We start from the raw sequence: 19023 nt of genomic DNA on the forward strand, positions 1-19023 counted from the left end.
GGCCGGTATCCCAATGTCATTAAGTTAAGGAAACACCACAGTTCAGAACCGGATAAAATCCGGTTCTTTATGGTTACGAATCAAAAAACTGTGGTATGTCAGCAAACTTAAAGATCATTTCAGATTTACGGAATTTTATTGCCCTTTCATCTCAAAATAGCGAGTTAAGACAGCTATTCACCAACTCTTGCAATGCCTTTAGTAGAAGGCGTAAGCTTCATTTTGAACTGGTAGTATGTATGCTGCTTAATTTTTTTAAAAGAAGTTATGATATAGAGTTATCGACATTCTTCGATCATATGGGTTTTCAGGAACTGAAAGCCACCAAGTCTGCTTTCAGTCAACAGCGCTCAAAGATTAGTAGTTTCTTTTTCAGCTGTTTAAACAGTACGTTAGTCGATAGTTTCTATACTCATTATAAAGCTGACATTAAACGATGGAATGGATTTAGGGTGATTGCGGTAGATGGTTCTACAGCGTACCTGATCGACAGGAAGGAAGTAACAGAACATTTTGGAACGCATGGAAATCAGCGGGGTACAGTAACTTTAGGCCGCGTTCTGTGTGCCTTTGATGTTTTGAATAAAATCACTATAAAGGCGGGAATGTACCCCATCAGCTGTTCTGAGCAAAAGATTGCTCTGAGCTGGATACCTTCTTATGGGCCGGATATGTTATTGATCTACGATCGTGCATATCCTGGCTTTATCAGCATGTTTCATCATCAAAACAAAGAAACACCACAGCCCTTCTTAATGCGCTGCCCTGTAGGGTTCAGTACTGAGGTAACAGCATTTGTAAAAAGCGGGGTAAATGATGCGATCAGCATGATTAAAGCAAGTAAACCCATTCGGAGGGAGCTTAGAGAGCAGGGTTTTATTGTAAAAGTAAAGGGAACTATTAAGATACGGTTGATCCGCATTGTTTTAGATGATGGAACGATTGAAGTGCTGGCTACCAATCTATTTGACCAACAACAATATCCTTATAAAGAATTTAAAGCACTTTATTTTATGCGCTGGGGAATCGAAACAAGGTTCAGCTCCTTCAAGAACCAGTTGCAATTAGAAGCCTTCAGCGGACAAAAAGTTGAAACAATTCTACAGGATTTCCATGCAACAGTTTTCTTATCCAACTTACAGGAAATCATTAGCAAACCAGCCCAGGAGAAAATCGATCATGAAGTTTCCAAGCGCAAATACGACTATCAAATAAATAAAAATACCGCCATTGGCATTATGAAGAACAGAGTCATAGGCCTTTTACTTTTTAAAGACCCTGAAAAAATACTAATACAATTACAAAACCTCTTTGCTCAATATATTGAACCAATAAGGCCGAACAGAAAACTACCAAGAGTGAAAAAACTCAAACGTAGGTCTGGTAAATACAAAACCTTAACTAATTACAAAAGAGCAATATAATCCTTAACTTAATGACATTGGCCGGTATCCGCTACTATCCCTAACGCGGAAAAAGTCTGAAGTCTGATGTCCGTAAGTCCGAAAGATTAAAATTGGCTTGGACTTCCAGACTTACGGACATCTGACTTTCGGACTCACTTCCACTCACTTAATAAACCAATTTCCTACCTTTGCGCGGTAAACTCAATATTGCATGAGCGAAAAGATCTTAGTGATAGGCGCCAACGGCCAGATCGGTACCGAACTGGTAATGGCTTTGAGAAATATACATGGGGCCGAAACGGTTATAGCTTCGGATATTAACAGCCCTACCTATGCCATGCGCGGAAGCAGCGGACCATTTGAATTGATCAATGTACTTGATAAAGACAACCTGCACCATATATTTGATAAGCACCGCCCCACACAAGTTTACCTGTTAGCTGCCATTCTTTCGGCAGTAGGCGAGCAAAAACCCAAAATGGCCTGGGACCTGAATATGACCGGTTTGCTGCATGTGCTTGATTTTGCAGTTGAGTTTAAGGTAAGTAAAGTTTTTTGGCCAAGCTCAATAGCGGTTTTCGGTCCGCATTCGCCGCAGCATAATACGCCGCAGTATTGTGTAATGGATCCTAACACGGTTTATGGTTTTAGTAAATTGGCCGGCGAGCGCTGGTGCGAATATTATTTTAATAAATACGGCCTTGATGTACGCAGTATCCGTTACCCGGGCCTGATAGGCTGGAAAGCAAACCCAGGCGGCGGCACTACCGATTATGCCGTACATATATTTCACCAGGCATTAAAAACCGGCAGCTATGAAAGCTTTCTGGCCGAAGGTACCGCCCTGCCCATGATGTATATGGATGATGCCATCAGAGCTACCATCAGTTTGATGGATGCACCTGCCGAACAGATCAGCATCCGCTCATCATATAACCTGGCTGGCATTAGCTTCACGCCCGAACAACTGGCAGCAGAGATCAAAAAACTGATCCCTAAATTTGAGATCAGTTACAGTAATAACGACCCGCGACAAGCCATCGCCGATAGCTGGCCAAAGTCAATAGACGACAGTTACGCGCAAAACGACTGGGGCTGGAAACTGGAATATGACCTACCAAAAATGGTGGCCGACATGTTGACCAATTTGAAAACGATAATTTAAGGTTAAAGGCGAAAGGATAAAGGTTAAAGGTTTTTATCCGTCGTTATATAAACAAATATTATATTTACCGCCTTGTCTTTATAAGGCAAAGCTTTGTAATACAACAAGGTTGATCTATCACTATCAACCATGAACAATGAACTAAAAAAACATGGGAAGAGCATTTGAATTCCGCAAAGAAAGAAAGTTTAAGCGCTGGGCCAAAATGGCAGTGCAGTTTACCCGTTTAGGTAAGGAAATTGTAATGGCTGTAAAAGCCGGCGGCGGCGATGTTAACACCAACTCACGCTTACGTACCGCGGTACAAAACGCCAAGGCTGTAAACATGCCTAAAGACCGTGTTGAAGCCGCCATTAAACGCGCCAGCAGCCGCGACGAAAAAGATTATGAAGAGCTTGTTTACGAAGGTTACGCACCTTACGGTGTTGCAGTGTTGGTTGAAACCGCTACCGATAACACTAACCGTACCGTTGCCAACGTACGCAGCTATTTTACCAAATACGGTGGCTCATTAGGAAAAACCGGCTCGCTTGATTTTATCTTCACCCGCAAATCGGTTTTCACCTTTGAGCCGGGCGACCGCGACCTGGAAGAGCTTGAATTTGAACTGATAGACGCAGGTTTGGAAGAAATATTTGTTGAAGCCGACGAAAATGGCAACGATATTGCAGTAATCCACACAGCTTTTGAAGATTTTGGTAAAATGCAAAAAGCGTTAGAAGAGATGGGTATCGAAGTAAAATCGGCCAAGCTGGAGCGTATCCCGCAATCATTCCACGCTGTTAGCGAAGATCAGGTTCCTGAAATTATGAAACTGATTGACCGTTTGGAAGAAGACGACGACGTGCAGGCTGTTTACCATAACATGGCGGAGTAATCCTGGTATCGGATTCCGGAATTTCGATTTCGGATTTAGTTCCACTCAAACAATAAACACCATGTCATTGCGAGCGATGGCGTGGCAATCGCACAGAAGCATCATCGCTCTGTACAGCATGCGATTGCTTCGTCGTTCCTCCTCGCAATGACATAAAGAAGAAACATCATGCCACTATTCAACACACGTAAAGGAGAAAAAAAAGTAAAGGTTACCTTTGCTAACGGCCTTCTTTTTGTGGAAACTGATGGTGGCAAGCCGCAGGCTTTTCCGCTGGAATGGTTTCCACAGTTATTAAACGCTACCGATGAGGAACGTGAAGACTGGGGCCAAACCGAAAAAGGCATCCGTTTTAACAAGCTGGGTGTAGATGTAACATTATAAGATTTGAGATATGAGACGTGAGATATGAGACAAGGCTCTAAACCTTCAATTATCTCAAATCTCCTATCTAACATCTCATATCTAAACAAAATGGTTTTTGAAGAATTTTTAAAGAAGAAAAGAATTGATCTTGCCGCCCTGCAACAGGGCGAACCTGCTTTGTTTTCTGAATTTAAAGATCACTTTGAACAGATGGGCGAAAAAAGCTTCGACCATACCAAAAAATACTGGTTTAATAAACTAAGGCGGCGGTTCCCGGTTCCGCTTGAAGTTAAAACCGAAAAAGCACATATCAAAAACCCGCTGGCCGAACAAACCATAACCGAAAGTTTAACAGAACCCGCTACGCCGGCCAAAGTTGGCTTTACGCCGAAGTTCCGTCCGGCTGCACCAAAACCTGCAGCTCCTGCTGAAGAATTTAAACAACAGGCAGTTGAGCCCCCAACGTCAGAACCTTCATCCCCTGAAACTGCCCCCAAACCAGCGTTCAAACCTCGCTTTAATCCCGCCATGGCAAAAGCTAAACCGGCTGCAAGCGAAGCATCACCCGAAAACGAGAAAGAACAACAGGCAGAGGCTTCGGATCCTGCTACAGAAACACCTGCACCAACTGCCAAACCTGGCTTTAAACCACGTTTCAATGCTGCCATGGTAAAACCGAAACCAGCTGAAACAGAAACACAGGCAGAAGACAAAAAGGAAGAAACTCCGACAACTCCACCTGCGGATGCACCGGCACCTAAAATGGGCTTTAAACCACGCTTTAATGCCGGTATGGTAAAACCTAAACCGGTAGAAAATGAAGCGCCTGCTGAAGAGAAAAAAGAGGATGCTCTGCCTGAAGAGCCTCAAACGCCGGTAACCGAAGCACCTGCCCCTAAAGTGGGATTCAAGCCACGCTTCAACGCGGCTATGATGAAACCTAAACAGGCTGAATCCGAACAACCCGTTGAAGAGGCAAAACCATCAGCCGAGATTCCGCAACCAACGATTGAAGAAGTAAAACCGGGTTCTGAACCTCCCGCACCAAAGCTTGGCTTTAAACCACGCTTTAATGCAGCTGCAATGAAGCCGACAGTTCCTGAAGCCGAAGCATCCGCAGAAGATAAAAAAGAGGATACTCCAACTAAAGAACCTCAGTCGCCGGCTAAAGAAACTCCTGCACCTAAATTGGGATTCAAGCCACGTTTTAACGCCAAAAATCTTCCTAAAAAATCAGAGGGAGAAGAATAGGTTAATAGCTTTTCCAATCAAGCTAAAAATTCATGTCATTGAGAGCGTAGCGTGGCAACCGCACGGAAGCGTGACCGCCCTGTATAGCATGCGATTGCTTCGTCGTTCCTCCTCGCAATGACATGTTTTTTGTATTACCCGTCTCCTACTTACTATGCGAAAACAACCAATGCAACAGATCAGGCTCGTTGAACGCATTATCCCAGCTGTTGTGTCCTACACCTGGATATAGCGTAAACCGCGGCTTGCCTCCCGCCTCTTTAATAGCATCAACCATTACCTGCGAGTGATCGGCAGGTACTACCGGGTCATTATTACCGTGAAAGATCCAGAGCGGAACTTTTTTAGCGTATTTCTTCGCGTTCAGCGTATTATCGCCGCCGCAAATGGCAAAGGCTGCTGCAAATACATTAGGTTCGCGGCCAATGATTTCAAATGTCCCCATACCACCCATGCTAAGGCCTCCCACATAAACTTTGTGCTTATCAACAAATGGCTTATCTAAAAACTGGTCAACCAGTCCCATCAGCATGATCATCGCCATTGTTGGCGGCGCATTTTCCTGGAAAATAAATTTGCGCTTATTGGTTGCCGAATCCGTAACCTGCTTTACATTGCTCCAGTAACTTTTTGCCGGGCATTGCGGAAAAACAACGATAGACTCGTATAACTCCCTGCAGCTGTCCTGTAAGAACCGTTGTGCCCCATAAGCCAGTTGCGACTCATTATTGTTTCCCCGTTCGCCCGAACCGTGTAATACAAACAATAAAGGGTACTTTTGACCCGGATTAAAATGCTTTGGAAATAAAATTCGGTATGGTAGTGTGTCTACTTTAAAAATAAAGCTGCCCCTGTCAAACGAGGTCAAATTTTGGGACTTGGCTAAAAAAGAGAATGCTAAGAGTAAGCTTAGCATTCCTGTAATTCGTATTGTTTTGATCATGGGTTAAAATGCTTCTTTGTTTTGCAACCGACGTAATTACCGCCGTTGCTTTAAAACAAATTTAACCTCTTTAACGGCCTTTTGTTTATTTTTTATGCCGAATTAATTTTTCACGATAGCAGGGCTTTCAAAACCCAGTTTTTTCAAACCACCCTGAACCTCGGGGCAGCTCATGAAAAGTTTCCAGAGCAAACCGGTCCGGTAGTTTTCAATCATCACAATGATCGGGCCCTGATCGATGGCTAAATAGGAGTTGGCGTACCAGTTATGCGACTCGCTGAAGGCATCGGTAAAGCCATACTCGCCCCAGATCTTATCGCCCAGGTCATAATAAAAATGACGCAACGCTTTCATCGAATATTCCGGGGTATATGGGAATGCGGATAACGCGGCCGTAGGCGTAATTACGCCGAGGTCGTTAGTTGGCGAATGTGCATTGTACCCCTCAAAGTTATCACTGGCAGTTAAGCCCCAGCAATTTTCACCATAGCCTTTAAATTTTTTAGGATTATCAACGCAGTAAGCATGATTGATCAAAGTATGATTTTTATTTTGTTCCCAGTAGTCGGCATACTCGTCCTTTAATCCCTTAGGATTAAGGCCGAGGAAAGAATATTGCGAGAAGAATAGCGGACCGCCGTAATCAAAACCAAGCGGCAATTTAAAACCGTAAAAAGTTTTTCCATTTTTAAAGAAATCGCTTTGCGCCCAACCATTATGGTAAACATTGGCACTAACGGGGTAACGTTCGGCAGATGCGGCAAGCACGTAAGTGATCAAACATTCGTTAAAACCGTGGATCGGGAAATTCATGGCCCAGCCATTGTTGGGGCTCCAGTGCCAGTAAAGGTAGTCGCGGCCATCGCGGGTGTACCAGTTCCATTCCATTTCACCCCACATCCAGCTAATCACATCACGGATGCGACGTTCTTTGGGCGCATCGCCGTTGAAATATTGCCTCGCACACAATAAACCCTGGAAAAGATAAGCTGATTCAACAATATCACCACCATCATCCTTACGGCCAAAACGGATCACTTTACCGGTTTCGCCGTTTAACCAGTGCGGGAAAGCGCCGTGAAAAGCATCGGCCTTGTATAAAAAGTTAACGATCTTAACCATACGGTCAACCGCCTGCTCATGGGTGATCCATTTGCGGCTATCGGCCACAATGAGCGACATGATGCCAAATCCCGAACCGCCGGTAGTCACCACCTCGTTACCGTAATCAAAAGAAGTGTTGCTGCGCTCACGGGCCAGACCGCTCACCGGGTGACCAAAGTCCCAGAAATAACGAAACGTTTGGCGCTGCACCACATCCAGCAAAGCGCTATCGGTAAGGTTTTTTATAATACCAACGGGCTTAATGCCGTCTTCTGATTTTTTTGTTTGCTTTTGGGCAAAGGCGCAAATGGCAGCCAATATAAATACCGGAGTAATAAATAGTTTTTTCATAAAGCTATTTGCATTTGGATATGAAAAACAGGGTTTTCATTAAAAAAAGAGAGGTTGCCCGTTAAACCCAACAAGGCAACCTCATCATCAATCAACTGTGTGTATTTTATTGGCTAATTAATAACCAGGGTTTTGTGTTAATGCGCCACCGCTCAGGTCAATTTCATTTTGTGGCACCGGCCAAACTTCGTTTTTGCCGGCTTTCCAACCGCGTGAGCCAAAAACTTCGGTACCCCTACCCTGACGGATCACGTCGAAATAACGTTCAAATTCCATAGCCAGTTCAACCCTTCTTTCCTGGTATATAGCTTTACGAAGGGTTGCCTGATCGGTTGTAATTACTTTTGGTAAAATAGCTGCATTACTACCACGGGCACGGGCACGAACCTGCTCTAACGGAATTAAGGCAGCTGCTGAATTACCAAGCTCATTGTTAGCTTCAGCGTTCATCAGCAATACATCAGCATAGCGTAAAACGATCTTGTTTTGCTGGCAGCCTTCATTAAAGCCAGATACATACAGGCTAAAAGGAACGTATGATTTTTGGTTATACATCGGGTTATCTCCGCTGGCCGGGATCTTATCACCCTCCGGCGTAGTTTCGCCCCTGAAAATGATAGTCGCATCACGGCGTGGGTCGCCGGTTTCGTAAGCAGCAGCTAAACCTGCACTTGGCACGTTGAAGCCCCAGCCGCCTCCGGTAACACCACGTACACCCTGCACTTGTGAGTATTGTGAGTTTGAGGCATCCGGGTTGTTAGGAATCAAAGCGCACTGTATCTCAAATACCGATTCCTGGTTGTTTTTATGATTAGTACGGAACATTTGTTCGTAATCAGGAAACAACGAATAGCCCATACCCATTACCTGGTTGGTGTAGCTCAATACATCAGCCCATTTTTTCAGGTACATGGCAACTTTTGCATGCAATGCAATAGCGGCGCCTTTAGTAGCATGACCGATATCGGCCGAGCTGTAGGTTTGCGGCAACACATTGGCTGCATCAGTCAAATCCGTTTCAATAGCAGCCCAAACCTGTGCTTTTGCTGTACGCGGTAAGTTATATTCTGATGCATCCTTAGGCAGGCTTAAACGTAATGGCACATCGCCAAAAGCCCTAACCAGCCTGAAATATGAATAAGCCCTGATAAACTTAGCTTCGGCCAGATACCTTGCCTTTAAAGTTTCGTCCATGGTAATACCTGGCACGTTGGTCAAGATCTGGTTAGCAAAATTGATGTTTTGGTACTGACCTTTCCAGAAACCACCCAGTTGGGCATCGCCCGCAGTAATGGTAAATTTATGATAGTCATTAAAGAAGGTAGCATCGCTGGCGGTGCTGCCTTTTTCTACATCGTCAGAACCCATGCTCTCTACAGCAATAGGTGCAAAGGCGATGTTGTTCCACTCGCGCAGGTTAGCATACATGGCGCTAACCGCTTTAGTAGCATCATCCTGGGTTTTGAAAAATTGGGTTGCCGCGGTATTTTGAGCCGGATCAACATTTAAGAAGCTTTTTTTACAGCTTTGAAACGATATAATTGAAGCGATAAGACCTAAAGCAACGACCTTACGCGAATATTTTGTACTATTTTTCATCTTTATATTGATTAAAAAGTAACGTTAACACCAAAATTATAGGTAGCAAATAACGGATACACACTTGCATCAATACCACGGCTGCCTACAGCACCACCAATCTCTGGCGAGAAGCCTTTGTAACCAAACAGGTTGATGGCGTTTTGTGCGTTTGCATAGATCCTGACTTTTGAAATATTCAGTTTCTTCAGGAATTCGCCCGGAATGGTATAGCCCAGCTGCGCGTTCCTCATCCTGAAGTATGCACCGCTTTCAACATAGAAAGAGTTAGGGGCGGCATTACTATTTTTACCAACGTTTACTGAAGGGTAGGTATTTGAAGTACCTGCTCCATGCCAACGGTGTTCATAAAAATCCTGAGTAAAGTTTTCATTGCCGAAGCGGTAAGCGATATTGGCGTTATAAACACTTACACCGGCAACGCCCTGAAAATCTAACGCAAGGTCGAAGTTTTTGTAGGTGAATGATGTGTTTATACCGTAGTTATATTTTGGCAGCGGGCTACCCAGTGCAACGCGATCGCGGCTATCCAATATGCCATCGTTATTGGTATCCTGGTAAATGAAATCGCCAGGGGCTGCGCCCGGTTGTTTTGAAGCTGCAACCTGCGCTGCTGTTTGGAAAATGCCTGTTACTTTGTAGCCATAAAACTGGCCTATCGGCTGGCCAACCACGGTGCGGGTAGCCAATGCGCCGTTGGCAATACCTTCGCCACCATCATAAATTGGGTTTTGGCCGGTTATTACATTAAGGACCTTATTAGTATTAATACCGAGGTTACCGCTGATACTATAAGTGAAATCCTTTGACGGATTATCTCTCCATCCTAATGAAAACTCCCAACCTTTATTCTGGATAGTTGCCTGGTTACCTATCAATGAACTGTTACTTGTACCTAATGAACCAGCCACTGGAATTGCGAAAATAGCATGTTCAGTTTTACGATCGTAATAATCACCTTCGAAAGTAAGTTTGCCATCAAACAAGCCGCCCTCGATACCAAAATCTGACGACGCGGTGTTTTCCCAAACGATCGATGGGGGTACTATGGAGTTAATACTTGCACCCGGATAAGTTTTAAGCGGGTTACCAAATAAGCCAGTGAGGTAAGGATCGGTGGCAATAACTTGTACTGTCGGGTTAATAGGCACACCAGAGTTGCCTATCTTTCCCCAGCTTCCACGAACCTTTAATGAACTGAATACCTTCTGATTTTTCATAAAATCCTCGTTGGTAATTACCCAACCGGCACCAATTGACGGGAAATTACCATAAGTATGCTGGCCATAAAACTGCGAGGCACCATCATGACGAATGGAGGCGTTCAACAAATATCTGTCTTTAAACGAGTAATTGACACGTGCAAATTGTGATAATGCGCGATTGTGAGCCTGACTGCCGGGAGTTGGAAAGAAATTTATATTGGCGGTATCCGGAAATGAACTCCTGATACTGCCGTTTTTTACATACGGAACATTATCGGCCTTACCATCTATTTGTTTAGTTCGGTAATTTTGAGCACTGTAACCCACCAGGGCTGTAATTTTATGATCTTTTATTTTAACATCATAAGTAAGGGTGTTTTCCCAGATCCAGTTACGTACATCGGTATGGTTGATGTCCAGATTGGTTTTATTACTCTGTTGTTTTAAGGTAGCAAAGTATTGAGGAGAATATCCCCGTACTTCATTCTGGCTGATATCGCCGCCAAAGCTCGACTTAAATTTGAAGTTTTTAAGGAAGGTAACTTCGCCATAAGCGTTATAAGTAAAACGCTTGTTTTTTGTGCGCTGATTAAAAAAATCAATAGTAGCCTGCGGGTTATAGTTATTACCATCGCCGGTTCCATAGTCGTTAGGATCGCCATAACTGCCATCAGCTTTGCGTACAGGTAGTGTAGGGGCCGCGCCAAATAACTGGTGAAAGATATCGCCATTCACATCGCGCGATACGTCAGACAACCCACTTGCGGTATATCCGAATTTTAAGTTTTTAGTTGGCTTAAAATCATTTGACAAGTGAACGGTGTAACGCTGATAATTGTTGGTTTTGGCTAATCCATCCTGGTTAAGGTAACCAAACGAATAGTTGTAAGTATACTTATCGGTACCACCACTTATTGAAGCCTCATGGTTTGTAGTAAATGCCTTGCGCAATATTTGTTTATACCAGTCGGTTCCTTTACCGTATGATGAAGGATTGCTGAATATCGGATCGCCACCATTTAATGCCGAAAGCTCATTTACCGCAGTGGCATATTCATTGGCATTTGCCATTTTTACCTGGTTGGTAACAGCCTGCAAACCTACATAGCCATTATAATTAATAACCGGTTTACCTTTTGTACCACGTTTAGTACCTATCAAAACTACACCGTTGGCTGCACGGATACCGTAGATAGCTGTACTTGACGCGTCTTTCAAAATGCTGAAGCTTTCGATATCCTGCGGATTAAGGAAGCTGATATCATCATACCAAACACCGTCAACAACAAACAGCGGTTTGGTATTACCATAAATAGTACCTAAACCACGAATAGTAATGTCTGGTGATTTACCCGGTGTACCGCTGTTGGTGATTTGTACACCTGATACTTTACCCTGTAAACCGCTCAATGCGTTAGGTGAAGCTTGTTTGGCAACATCGGCGCCTTTAACAGTAGCTATCGAACCGGTTACGTCAAGCTTTCGCTGCGTACCATAACCAATAACAACTACCTGCTGCAATTCGTTTGTCTTTGGCTGCAGGGCTACGTTTATGGTTGTTTGCCCGTTAACTGCTACCTCTTGTGTAGCATAACCTATATAAGCAATTGATAAAGTTGCATTACCCGGTGCCTGGAGGGTAAAGGCTCCGTTTACGTCTGTTTGGGTACCTATAGTTGTTCCTTTAACTGAAACAGACACGCCTATTAAAGCCTCGCCTGTTTTTCCGTCAGTTATTTTACCTTTTAGTGTAACGTTTTGTGCAAACGCCGCGTCATAGCAAAACAACAGTAACAACATCAACCCTGAAATAGTAAATATTCTTTTCATAGTGGTTAATAAATAATACGGATCGAAAAATAATTGGTTTATTGATTTGCAAAGCTGTACAGATAATCAGCCTTTAGCAAATAATGTAACTCAACATTAATACATCAGCATAAGAATACTTTCACACGAAATGTTTTTATAAAACACAAACACCTATTTAACAGACAGTTAAAATAAAACCAACTACTACACAGCCCGCTTAGTACCCAATACCACTAAATAGCACAATGAGAGGTAATGATGTAGTGTTAAAGCTCGATGAGAAACTCGGTGAGGTTTTTATCATGCTCCAGATTGAGCTTTTTGCGCAGCCTGTAACGACGAATTTCGACACCCCGCAATGAAATATTGAGCAGCGATGCCATCTCCTTACTGCTCATATTCATGCGCAGGTAAGCGCATAATTTAAGGTCATTGGGTACAAGGTCCGGATGACCGGCTTTTAATTTTTTAAAGAAATTTTCGTGCGCTTCATTAAAACTGGTTTCAAATATGTTCCAGTCACGCTCATCGCTCATACCTTCATCAATCACTTTCTGGATGCGGCGCAATTGTTCGTCGGCCAGCTTTTTACCATCTTCTCCTTTGAGGTGAGTTAGCTCGTCGCTTATCTTTTGCAGCAGCTCATTTTTGTAAACTATGTTCATAGCCGAATTTGCCAGTTCACGGCTTTTACTGGCCAGGTCGGCTTGCAACTGCTCGTTCTTTATGTTGATGATATGCTGCTCATTGGCTATAGCCTCCTGCTTCAAAAATTCTTCCTTCTCTTTCTGCAGCTTTTGTTGAATCTGCTGCTGATGTTTTTTCAATTTAAGCCCGTAGTAATACCTGATCACATAAAATAGCAATACAGCCAGCAATACATAAAACACCAGCGCTATTTTGCCGGCATACCATGGCGGCAATACCGTAAAAGTTATTGTTGAAACGGCGGATTGGTACTGATCATTGATCTTAGCCCTCACCTTAAAATTATAAGTACCCTGGTTAAGATTCGTAAACTCCTTTTGGCTTTGCGGCATCCACTCGCTCCATTGATGCGAATAGCCTTCCAGATAATACTGAAACCTGATTTTAGCCTGGGTATAATAAGGCAGAGAATAACTTATACGGATGTTATTTTCGGCGTAAGGTATTTCAATGTTATTGCTCTGTTCTGCTGCTTCAGTTATCAACGATACCTTATCGGTAACATTCTCTATCCTCCTTATCAAAACATCAGGTATTTTGATCCTATTGGGCAGTTGAGCATCTGCATCGTTTAATATCACAAACCCGTCATCAACACTTATCAAATAGGTTGAGTTGTTGATACGGTTAATGGTTTCATAATGCTGTACCATCTGTCCGTTCAGGATAGAAAACCTGTTGGTATCGATGGTTAGCTTCCCGGTAACAGACATATCGGCCAAGCCTACCCTACCCTGGTTAATAAACCAGTATTTTTTGCCTATGGCCTTAATGATCTTACTTGAGGTGGCAAATGTGCCCAGTTTGCTATTAAGCTGCTGATATTTATAAAACCTGTCGGTAATATCGTCATACACATAAAAACCCAAATCTGACGAGAAAACCGTGCGGTTATCGAGATCAAATACATTAATGTTGTAACTACCCGGCAAACCATGTTTTTGGTCGTAATAAACGTGTGATACCACAGTGCGCTGATCGGCGCTTAAAGTGAGTTTATAAATACCCTTATAAGCGTGGCTTACCCAAATTTGACCTTTGGCATCACGTTCAACATAGCGTGAAGGTTCACTGAAACCCGCTAATTTATGGCTGAATTGCCAATTGCCCGCAGCATCTTTCCGGTAGATCACCAGGCCGGTATAAGTGCCCTGCATGAGCATATCGGGGGCCATTTTCTTAATGGTCCAACCGCCTGTTACATCCGAGATCTTTTTTAAGGAAGCTCCATTTACCTGGTAGGTTCCGTCGTTATGGCCGCAAAGCAACCTGTTATCCTGTAACGACAAATCCCACACTTGCCCCTGCGAACCGGGGATCAGTTTAAAGTCAAATGTTTGAAAGGGGCTGTTATGATTATCGGGCAGCCAATCGCTGTAAAACAGCCCCTGGTTAGTGCCGAGATAGATCTTTTTATCAAAAATGATGCTGGAATAAACCGTACCGAATTTGCCGGTTTTGTCGAAATAAAAATACAAAGGCGAGTTAACCTCAATTCTATCGATACCATTATCCAGTCCGGCCCAAAGGTTTTGGCTGGCATCGGTATAAAGGCTTAACACCGTATTGTTTTGCATACCGCTGGCTTTATTGATATGCTGCACTACACGACCGGCAGTATCAACGATCACAATACCATTAAGAATGGTACCATAGGCGAAATACTTATCGGCGATGGCCGCGCCGTTATTCAGCTGGTAGGTTTTTAAAAAATCATTTGCCTGGCTCACCCATGGCTTAACTGTTTTACCATCGTAGATAAATAAACCATTTTTTGCCGTACCGATGAGATATTTACCCTGTTGAAATGGCAAAATAGATAACACACCACTTGCACCTAAAATATTGCTGCCTTCAATATATTCAGTCTTTGAACCTTTAAGCTCAAAAAGCCCTTTTGTTAATTGCTCTACAAAAAAGCGGCTACCACATTTAAAAAGGAACAAATACGGCTCATGTGTTTTTACCACTTCAATTTTACCAGCCGAATAAATATAGATAGCCCCGAATGATTGGAAAAGCACCCTGTTGTTATCGCAATATATTTTCCAGATCTCTTCGGTTACCGGTAAAAAGTTTTTCGGTACCAGGTTAACGAGTGAGGTGTATTTTAAAATGCCCTTACCATCGTTATGCCAGTAGCCAAACTCACCGTATCCGCCGGCATACACCCTGCCCTTGCCATCAGCACTAACTGAGCGTACAATTAAACCATTAGGCATGTGGTACTGCTGCCAGTATTTACCATCAAAGGTGAGCAGGCCTTCGGCATTGCCAAAATACATGATATCGTGCTCATCGCGCGTTACCGACCAGTTTTGGTTACCAAACTGGTAAGTTGCCTTGGTATAGTTTTGAATATAGGGAACACCTACACTTTTAATATCTACCGACCACGCGGGCCAAACTGATATAAAAACAAGAACGATAATAATACACAGGGTTTTACGCATGGGATGTAGCGGCTCAATTTGCTAAAGTAGTGTTTGTACCCGACAAAATAAAAAAGCCTACCCTTGAGGATAAGCCTTATATAATTAATTGTGCCACAGCTGTTATGCTATTGGCTGCAGTTTGTTTTTACTCACATTTACCGGTTGAGGTACTTTTACATAATACCCGGTACCATCATAAACCCGTTTACGCGGATGCTCTTTACAAGCCTCGCTGCAGCAACCGTCCATAGCGGTTCCGCATTCATCGCACTGGGTAAAATGTTCGTTGCACTCAGGGTTGGCGCAATTGATCATTTTGGGTGTGGTTTTGCCGCAATTGAAGCAGGTTGAAATAACAACAGGGTTAACGCTGTTCACATCAACCGAAAGGCGGTTATCAAACACATAGCATTTGCCTTCAAAATCCTCGCCGCCCGCTTCTTTACCATATTTAATGATGCCGCCGTGCAACTGGTACACTTCGGGGAAACCTTCGTGCAACAACAAGGCCGATGCTTTTTCGCATTTAATGCCACCGGTGCAGTATGTCAGGATTTTTTTGTCCTTATACTGGGCAAGCTGATTGATCATATCCGGAAAATCGCGGAAGTTATCGATATCAAGCGTTACGGCGTTTTTAAACTTTCCTAATGAGTGTTCGTAATTTGAGCGTACATCCAAAACAACCACATCTTCCCTATCTTTCATCGCCAAAAACTCTTTTGGCTCCAGGTGTTTACCTGTTTTTTGTTTCGGGTCGATGACATTAGGGTCACGGAGACCGGAGTGTACGATCTCTGATTTATAACGCACGTGCATTTTCACAAACGAAGGCGTATCTACTTCATCAATTTTAAAATCGATACCGGCAAAACGCTCGTCGGCATGTACGGTGTCCATATAGGTTTTACAAGCTTCGGCGGTGCCTGATACGGTACCGTTAAGCCCTTCATCGGCCACAATAATGCGCCCGGTTAAACCTAAACTTTTACAAAATTTTAAATGATCGGCAGCAAATTGCTCCGCATTAGCTATTGTTGAATAACAATAGTATAGTAAGGTATTATACATTTCCATAAAATCATTGATACTGCTGCAAACAGTGTTAAATGAGCGGCGCAAATTTAAGATTTTTAGGTGAAAGCTCAAAATGGGGTAAAAGGCAAAAGGGTAAAGGCGAAAGGCAGCTGCAATTTTTAAGGTAAAAGGCAAAAGGTTAAAGGCGAAAGATAACTGCTGCCTTTTATATGAAAGGGCTCCGCGGCTTGCTTCTTTCATAAAACCTTTGACCTTTCGTCTTTAACCTTTTTCCTTATCTTATCCCATAAAAGATCCTGAACCCCTGGATGTATTTTTTATCGCCGGCGTACGAGATACCGTAGTCAACCCGGAAGATGAGGCGCTGCACTCCCACATAAAACTCGCGGTAATTACGGTTATTTTTGGTGGTAAGGTAGTTGGCGCCGATGATTTCTTCGAGCTTCAATTTTCTTAACAGCGGGATCCGGTTAAATAACGAACCTGCAAAGTTATGCTGGTAATGTGCTTCTAAAAATGCGCCGTTGGTACTGTAGGTATAAAACGGCAGGAAGTGAAAGCTGCCCACATAGGTAGGGTCGAAAGTGGTGCCCTGGTTACCTAAAAAGTGGTTATAATCCATATAGTACAGGGTGTTATTATTAAAAAATCCTCCGCCCGACACTTTAAATGATGAATAACCCGAAAGACCGACACGGATATGGTCCTGCGAAAGGTCGACTGAGGCAAAATCATAATCTACATCCGAGCCAATGATATTTTTAAACCCTTTACGGTAGTTTACAGTTAAGATTGGATATTTTGAAGGCAGGTTGAACTTGCCTGTGGGTCTGGTTTCGTACCGCTGATCGAAAGTAAAGATGGCCGACGCGTTAAATACCAGCGCCTGGTTATCCGGAAACAAAAAGGAATGGTCATCCGCCGGGGTACCCGGAGGGGCTAATGGGTTATTTGATGTAAACTGGCGGTCCTTAATATCCTTTATCTTGCTAAAAGACGTATTGTAAAGCTGCGAACGACTTGAATACGACAAACCTCCTTTTAAAAACACGCCGTTTAATACTTCACGCTGATAGCCAAAATCGCCATAATGGCTACGGTAATATTTAACGTAATTGTTTTCGCTAAGCAGCGTACTCAGCGTGTTGAAATATAACGAACGCGTGCCCACGTTGTTGAGATCAAGCACATCGCTGCCAAAATCGGCATAAAATTTTTCATTATGAAAAGGATCATTTTTATAATCAATACCCATATTGGCGCTGAAGATCTTATTAGAGAAGCCATAGCGCACAGCCGGCGTAACTGTAAGCGAATGAAAATCATCAATAGTGCGGATATAACTTACCTTGGCATTAATGCCGAATCCCTCGACCGTATTGTAATAAAAGGTTTGTATAAACGGGAAGATGTATAATGAGTCCCTGTTGCTTTTATTGCTGGCCGCGTAACCAAAAATCAGGTAGCCCGGATAATTGATATGATTTTTATGATGCTGAAGCGAATCCAGGTAAGTATCTGTCTTTTTATATTCTTCAAAGGCGTCCTTTTTTTTGTAATCACGATCTTCAGAAGCAGTTAAGGGTATTGGTCGTGCATCGGCCCAATAGCCCGGTTTTTTACTATTGGCTACGGTATCAATTTTAAGGATCTCACCGGTAAAAAAGTTATCGGGGAAGGTTGGGTTGATTTTATAATTGTTGTAAACAGCTGCGTAATATCCGCCAAATTTAAATCCGAAAACAGCTCCTTTAAAGTTGTACTGGGTTGATGCCGGCATCCACACACTATCAGTAATAGCGATGTATTGCTGCCTGATCTTTAAAGTATCAACCAGGTTAAGGTTGCTTGTTTTATTTTCAATAAACAGGTCAACGCTGTAAATGCGCCAGTCGCTGTCAACAATATAAATATCGCCCTGAAAATATTGGCCATGGCCGCGTTTAGGGGTTACGTGAATCTTATGAATAGTATGCCCGTTTTCAACAGAGGTTCCCAGCAACTTGTAATTATAAAACCTGGGACCATATGACGCGACCGGAGAAACAAAGCCTCGGGTAGCCAATCCGTTGATGATAAATACGTTCTGATAAAAATTAGCCTGCAGGTCGGACGCTTTTTTGTAGCCAAATGCTGTATTCTGCCCCGCCATCCGATTGGCAATGGTAATCTCGCGTACCTTGTTGGGCTTTTGAAAATTATATTCAGATAGTGATTCGGACTGGTAAAGTATCCCCCTACCGTTTGTATCCAGATCGAGGGTTTTTCTTACCTCCTGCCCCAACAGTGATTTAGGTACGCTCAGTAATTTTTGTACACCTTTGATATAAACAGCACAGGAGTATGAAGTGGCCTCCTCAATATAGTATTTGCGCTTTTTCAGCACTTGCTTCATAATGGTATCGGCAGCATCCCGGTTTTTACGATAGGTTTCGGCTACTCTGTTGGTGGCAAATACTTCATCGGCCATTTGTACATTATGTTCCTGATCCTGATCTGTTATGGTGACCTGCTCTATCTTTTCAGTATATCCAACATAACGATATATGACGTTATAGGTACCGGGAGCAAGTTTAAACTGGTAAATTCCGTTTTCGTTGGCAGTTGTACCATAGGTGGAATTACGGATATAAATAGAAACAAATGGAATGGCCTGCCCATCCTTATCGGTTATTTTTCCTGTTAAAAGTGATTGCTGCGCGGAGGCCGTTATTACGCTGAAAGCAGTGATTAATAGTAGTATATATTTTCTCATATGTTACT

The 19023-nt window shown here is 43.1% G+C and carries 12 protein-coding genes; 5 read left to right on the forward strand and 7 right to left on the reverse strand.

Annotated features, from left to right (window positions below; all coding sequences use genetic code 11):
- Positions 1-95 precede the first annotated feature (95 nt).
- The 5 genes from BLP33_RS24450 to BLP33_RS24470 all read left to right on the forward strand — a co-directional run bounded on the left by BLP33_RS24450 (position 96) and on the right by BLP33_RS24470 (position 5065).
- Positions 96-1424, forward strand: a complete 1329-nt coding sequence (locus BLP33_RS24450; RefSeq protein ID WP_139160035.1) for an IS4 family transposase — start codon at positions 96-98, stop codon at positions 1422-1424.
- A gap of 193 nt (positions 1425-1617) precedes the next feature.
- The gene (locus tag BLP33_RS24455) at positions 1618-2571 is read left to right on the forward strand and encodes an NAD-dependent epimerase/dehydratase family protein (RefSeq protein WP_090534131.1); all 954 of its coding nucleotides are present in this window, start codon (positions 1618-1620) and stop codon (positions 2569-2571) included.
- Positions 2572-2722: 151 nt separating this feature from the next.
- Positions 2723-3448, forward strand: coding sequence for a YebC/PmpR family DNA-binding transcriptional regulator (locus tag BLP33_RS24460; RefSeq protein WP_090534133.1), 726 nt, complete (start codon positions 2723-2725; stop codon positions 3446-3448).
- 168 nt (positions 3449-3616) lie between these two features.
- Entirely contained in the window at positions 3617-3832 is a 216-nt protein-coding gene (locus BLP33_RS24465; RefSeq protein ID WP_090534135.1) for a DUF2442 domain-containing protein, read from the forward strand.
- Between the two features lie 90 nt (positions 3833-3922).
- Positions 3923-5065, forward strand: coding sequence for a hypothetical protein (locus tag BLP33_RS24470; protein ID WP_090534136.1), 1143 nt, complete (start codon positions 3923-3925; stop codon positions 5063-5065).
- A gap of 145 nt (positions 5066-5210) precedes the next feature.
- On the opposite strand, the gene BLP33_RS24475 is transcribed toward BLP33_RS24470, so the two are convergent.
- From BLP33_RS24475 to BLP33_RS24505, 7 genes are all read right to left on the reverse strand, one after another.
- Positions 5211-6008, reverse strand: coding sequence for a carboxylesterase family protein (locus BLP33_RS24475; RefSeq protein ID WP_090534138.1), 798 nt, complete (start codon positions 6006-6008; stop codon positions 5211-5213).
- A 102-nt stretch (positions 6009-6110) separates the two neighbouring features.
- Positions 6111-7463 (reverse strand): glucoamylase family protein, encoded by a 1353-nt coding sequence (locus tag BLP33_RS24480; protein ID WP_090534140.1) that lies wholly within the window; start codon positions 7461-7463, stop codon positions 6111-6113.
- Between the two features lie 117 nt (positions 7464-7580).
- Positions 7581-9062, reverse strand: coding sequence for a RagB/SusD family nutrient uptake outer membrane protein (locus tag BLP33_RS24485; protein ID WP_090534142.1), 1482 nt, complete (start codon positions 9060-9062; stop codon positions 7581-7583).
- Positions 9063-9073: 11 nt separating this feature from the next.
- The gene (locus BLP33_RS24490; RefSeq protein ID WP_090534144.1) at positions 9074-12097 is read right to left on the reverse strand and encodes a SusC/RagA family TonB-linked outer membrane protein; all 3024 of its coding nucleotides are present in this window, start codon (positions 12095-12097) and stop codon (positions 9074-9076) included.
- Positions 12098-12345: 248 nt separating this feature from the next.
- Positions 12346-15240, reverse strand: coding sequence for a triple tyrosine motif-containing protein (locus tag BLP33_RS24495; protein WP_090534146.1), 2895 nt, complete (start codon positions 15238-15240; stop codon positions 12346-12348).
- A 102-nt stretch (positions 15241-15342) separates the two neighbouring features.
- Entirely contained in the window at positions 15343-16299 is a 957-nt protein-coding gene (locus BLP33_RS24500) for an oxygen-dependent tRNA uridine(34) hydroxylase TrhO (protein ID WP_090534297.1), read from the reverse strand.
- 235 nt (positions 16300-16534) lie between these two features.
- Positions 16535-19015 carry a DUF5686 and carboxypeptidase regulatory-like domain-containing protein gene (locus tag BLP33_RS24505; protein WP_090534148.1) on the reverse strand — a complete coding sequence of 827 codons (2481 nt, stop codon included), beginning with the start codon at positions 19013-19015 and terminating at the stop codon, positions 16535-16537.
- Positions 19016-19023: the final 8 nt, after the last annotated feature.

The organism is Mucilaginibacter sp. NFR10, assembly GCF_900100445.1.
GTDB lineage: Bacteria > Bacteroidota > Bacteroidia > Sphingobacteriales > Sphingobacteriaceae > Mucilaginibacter > Mucilaginibacter rubeus.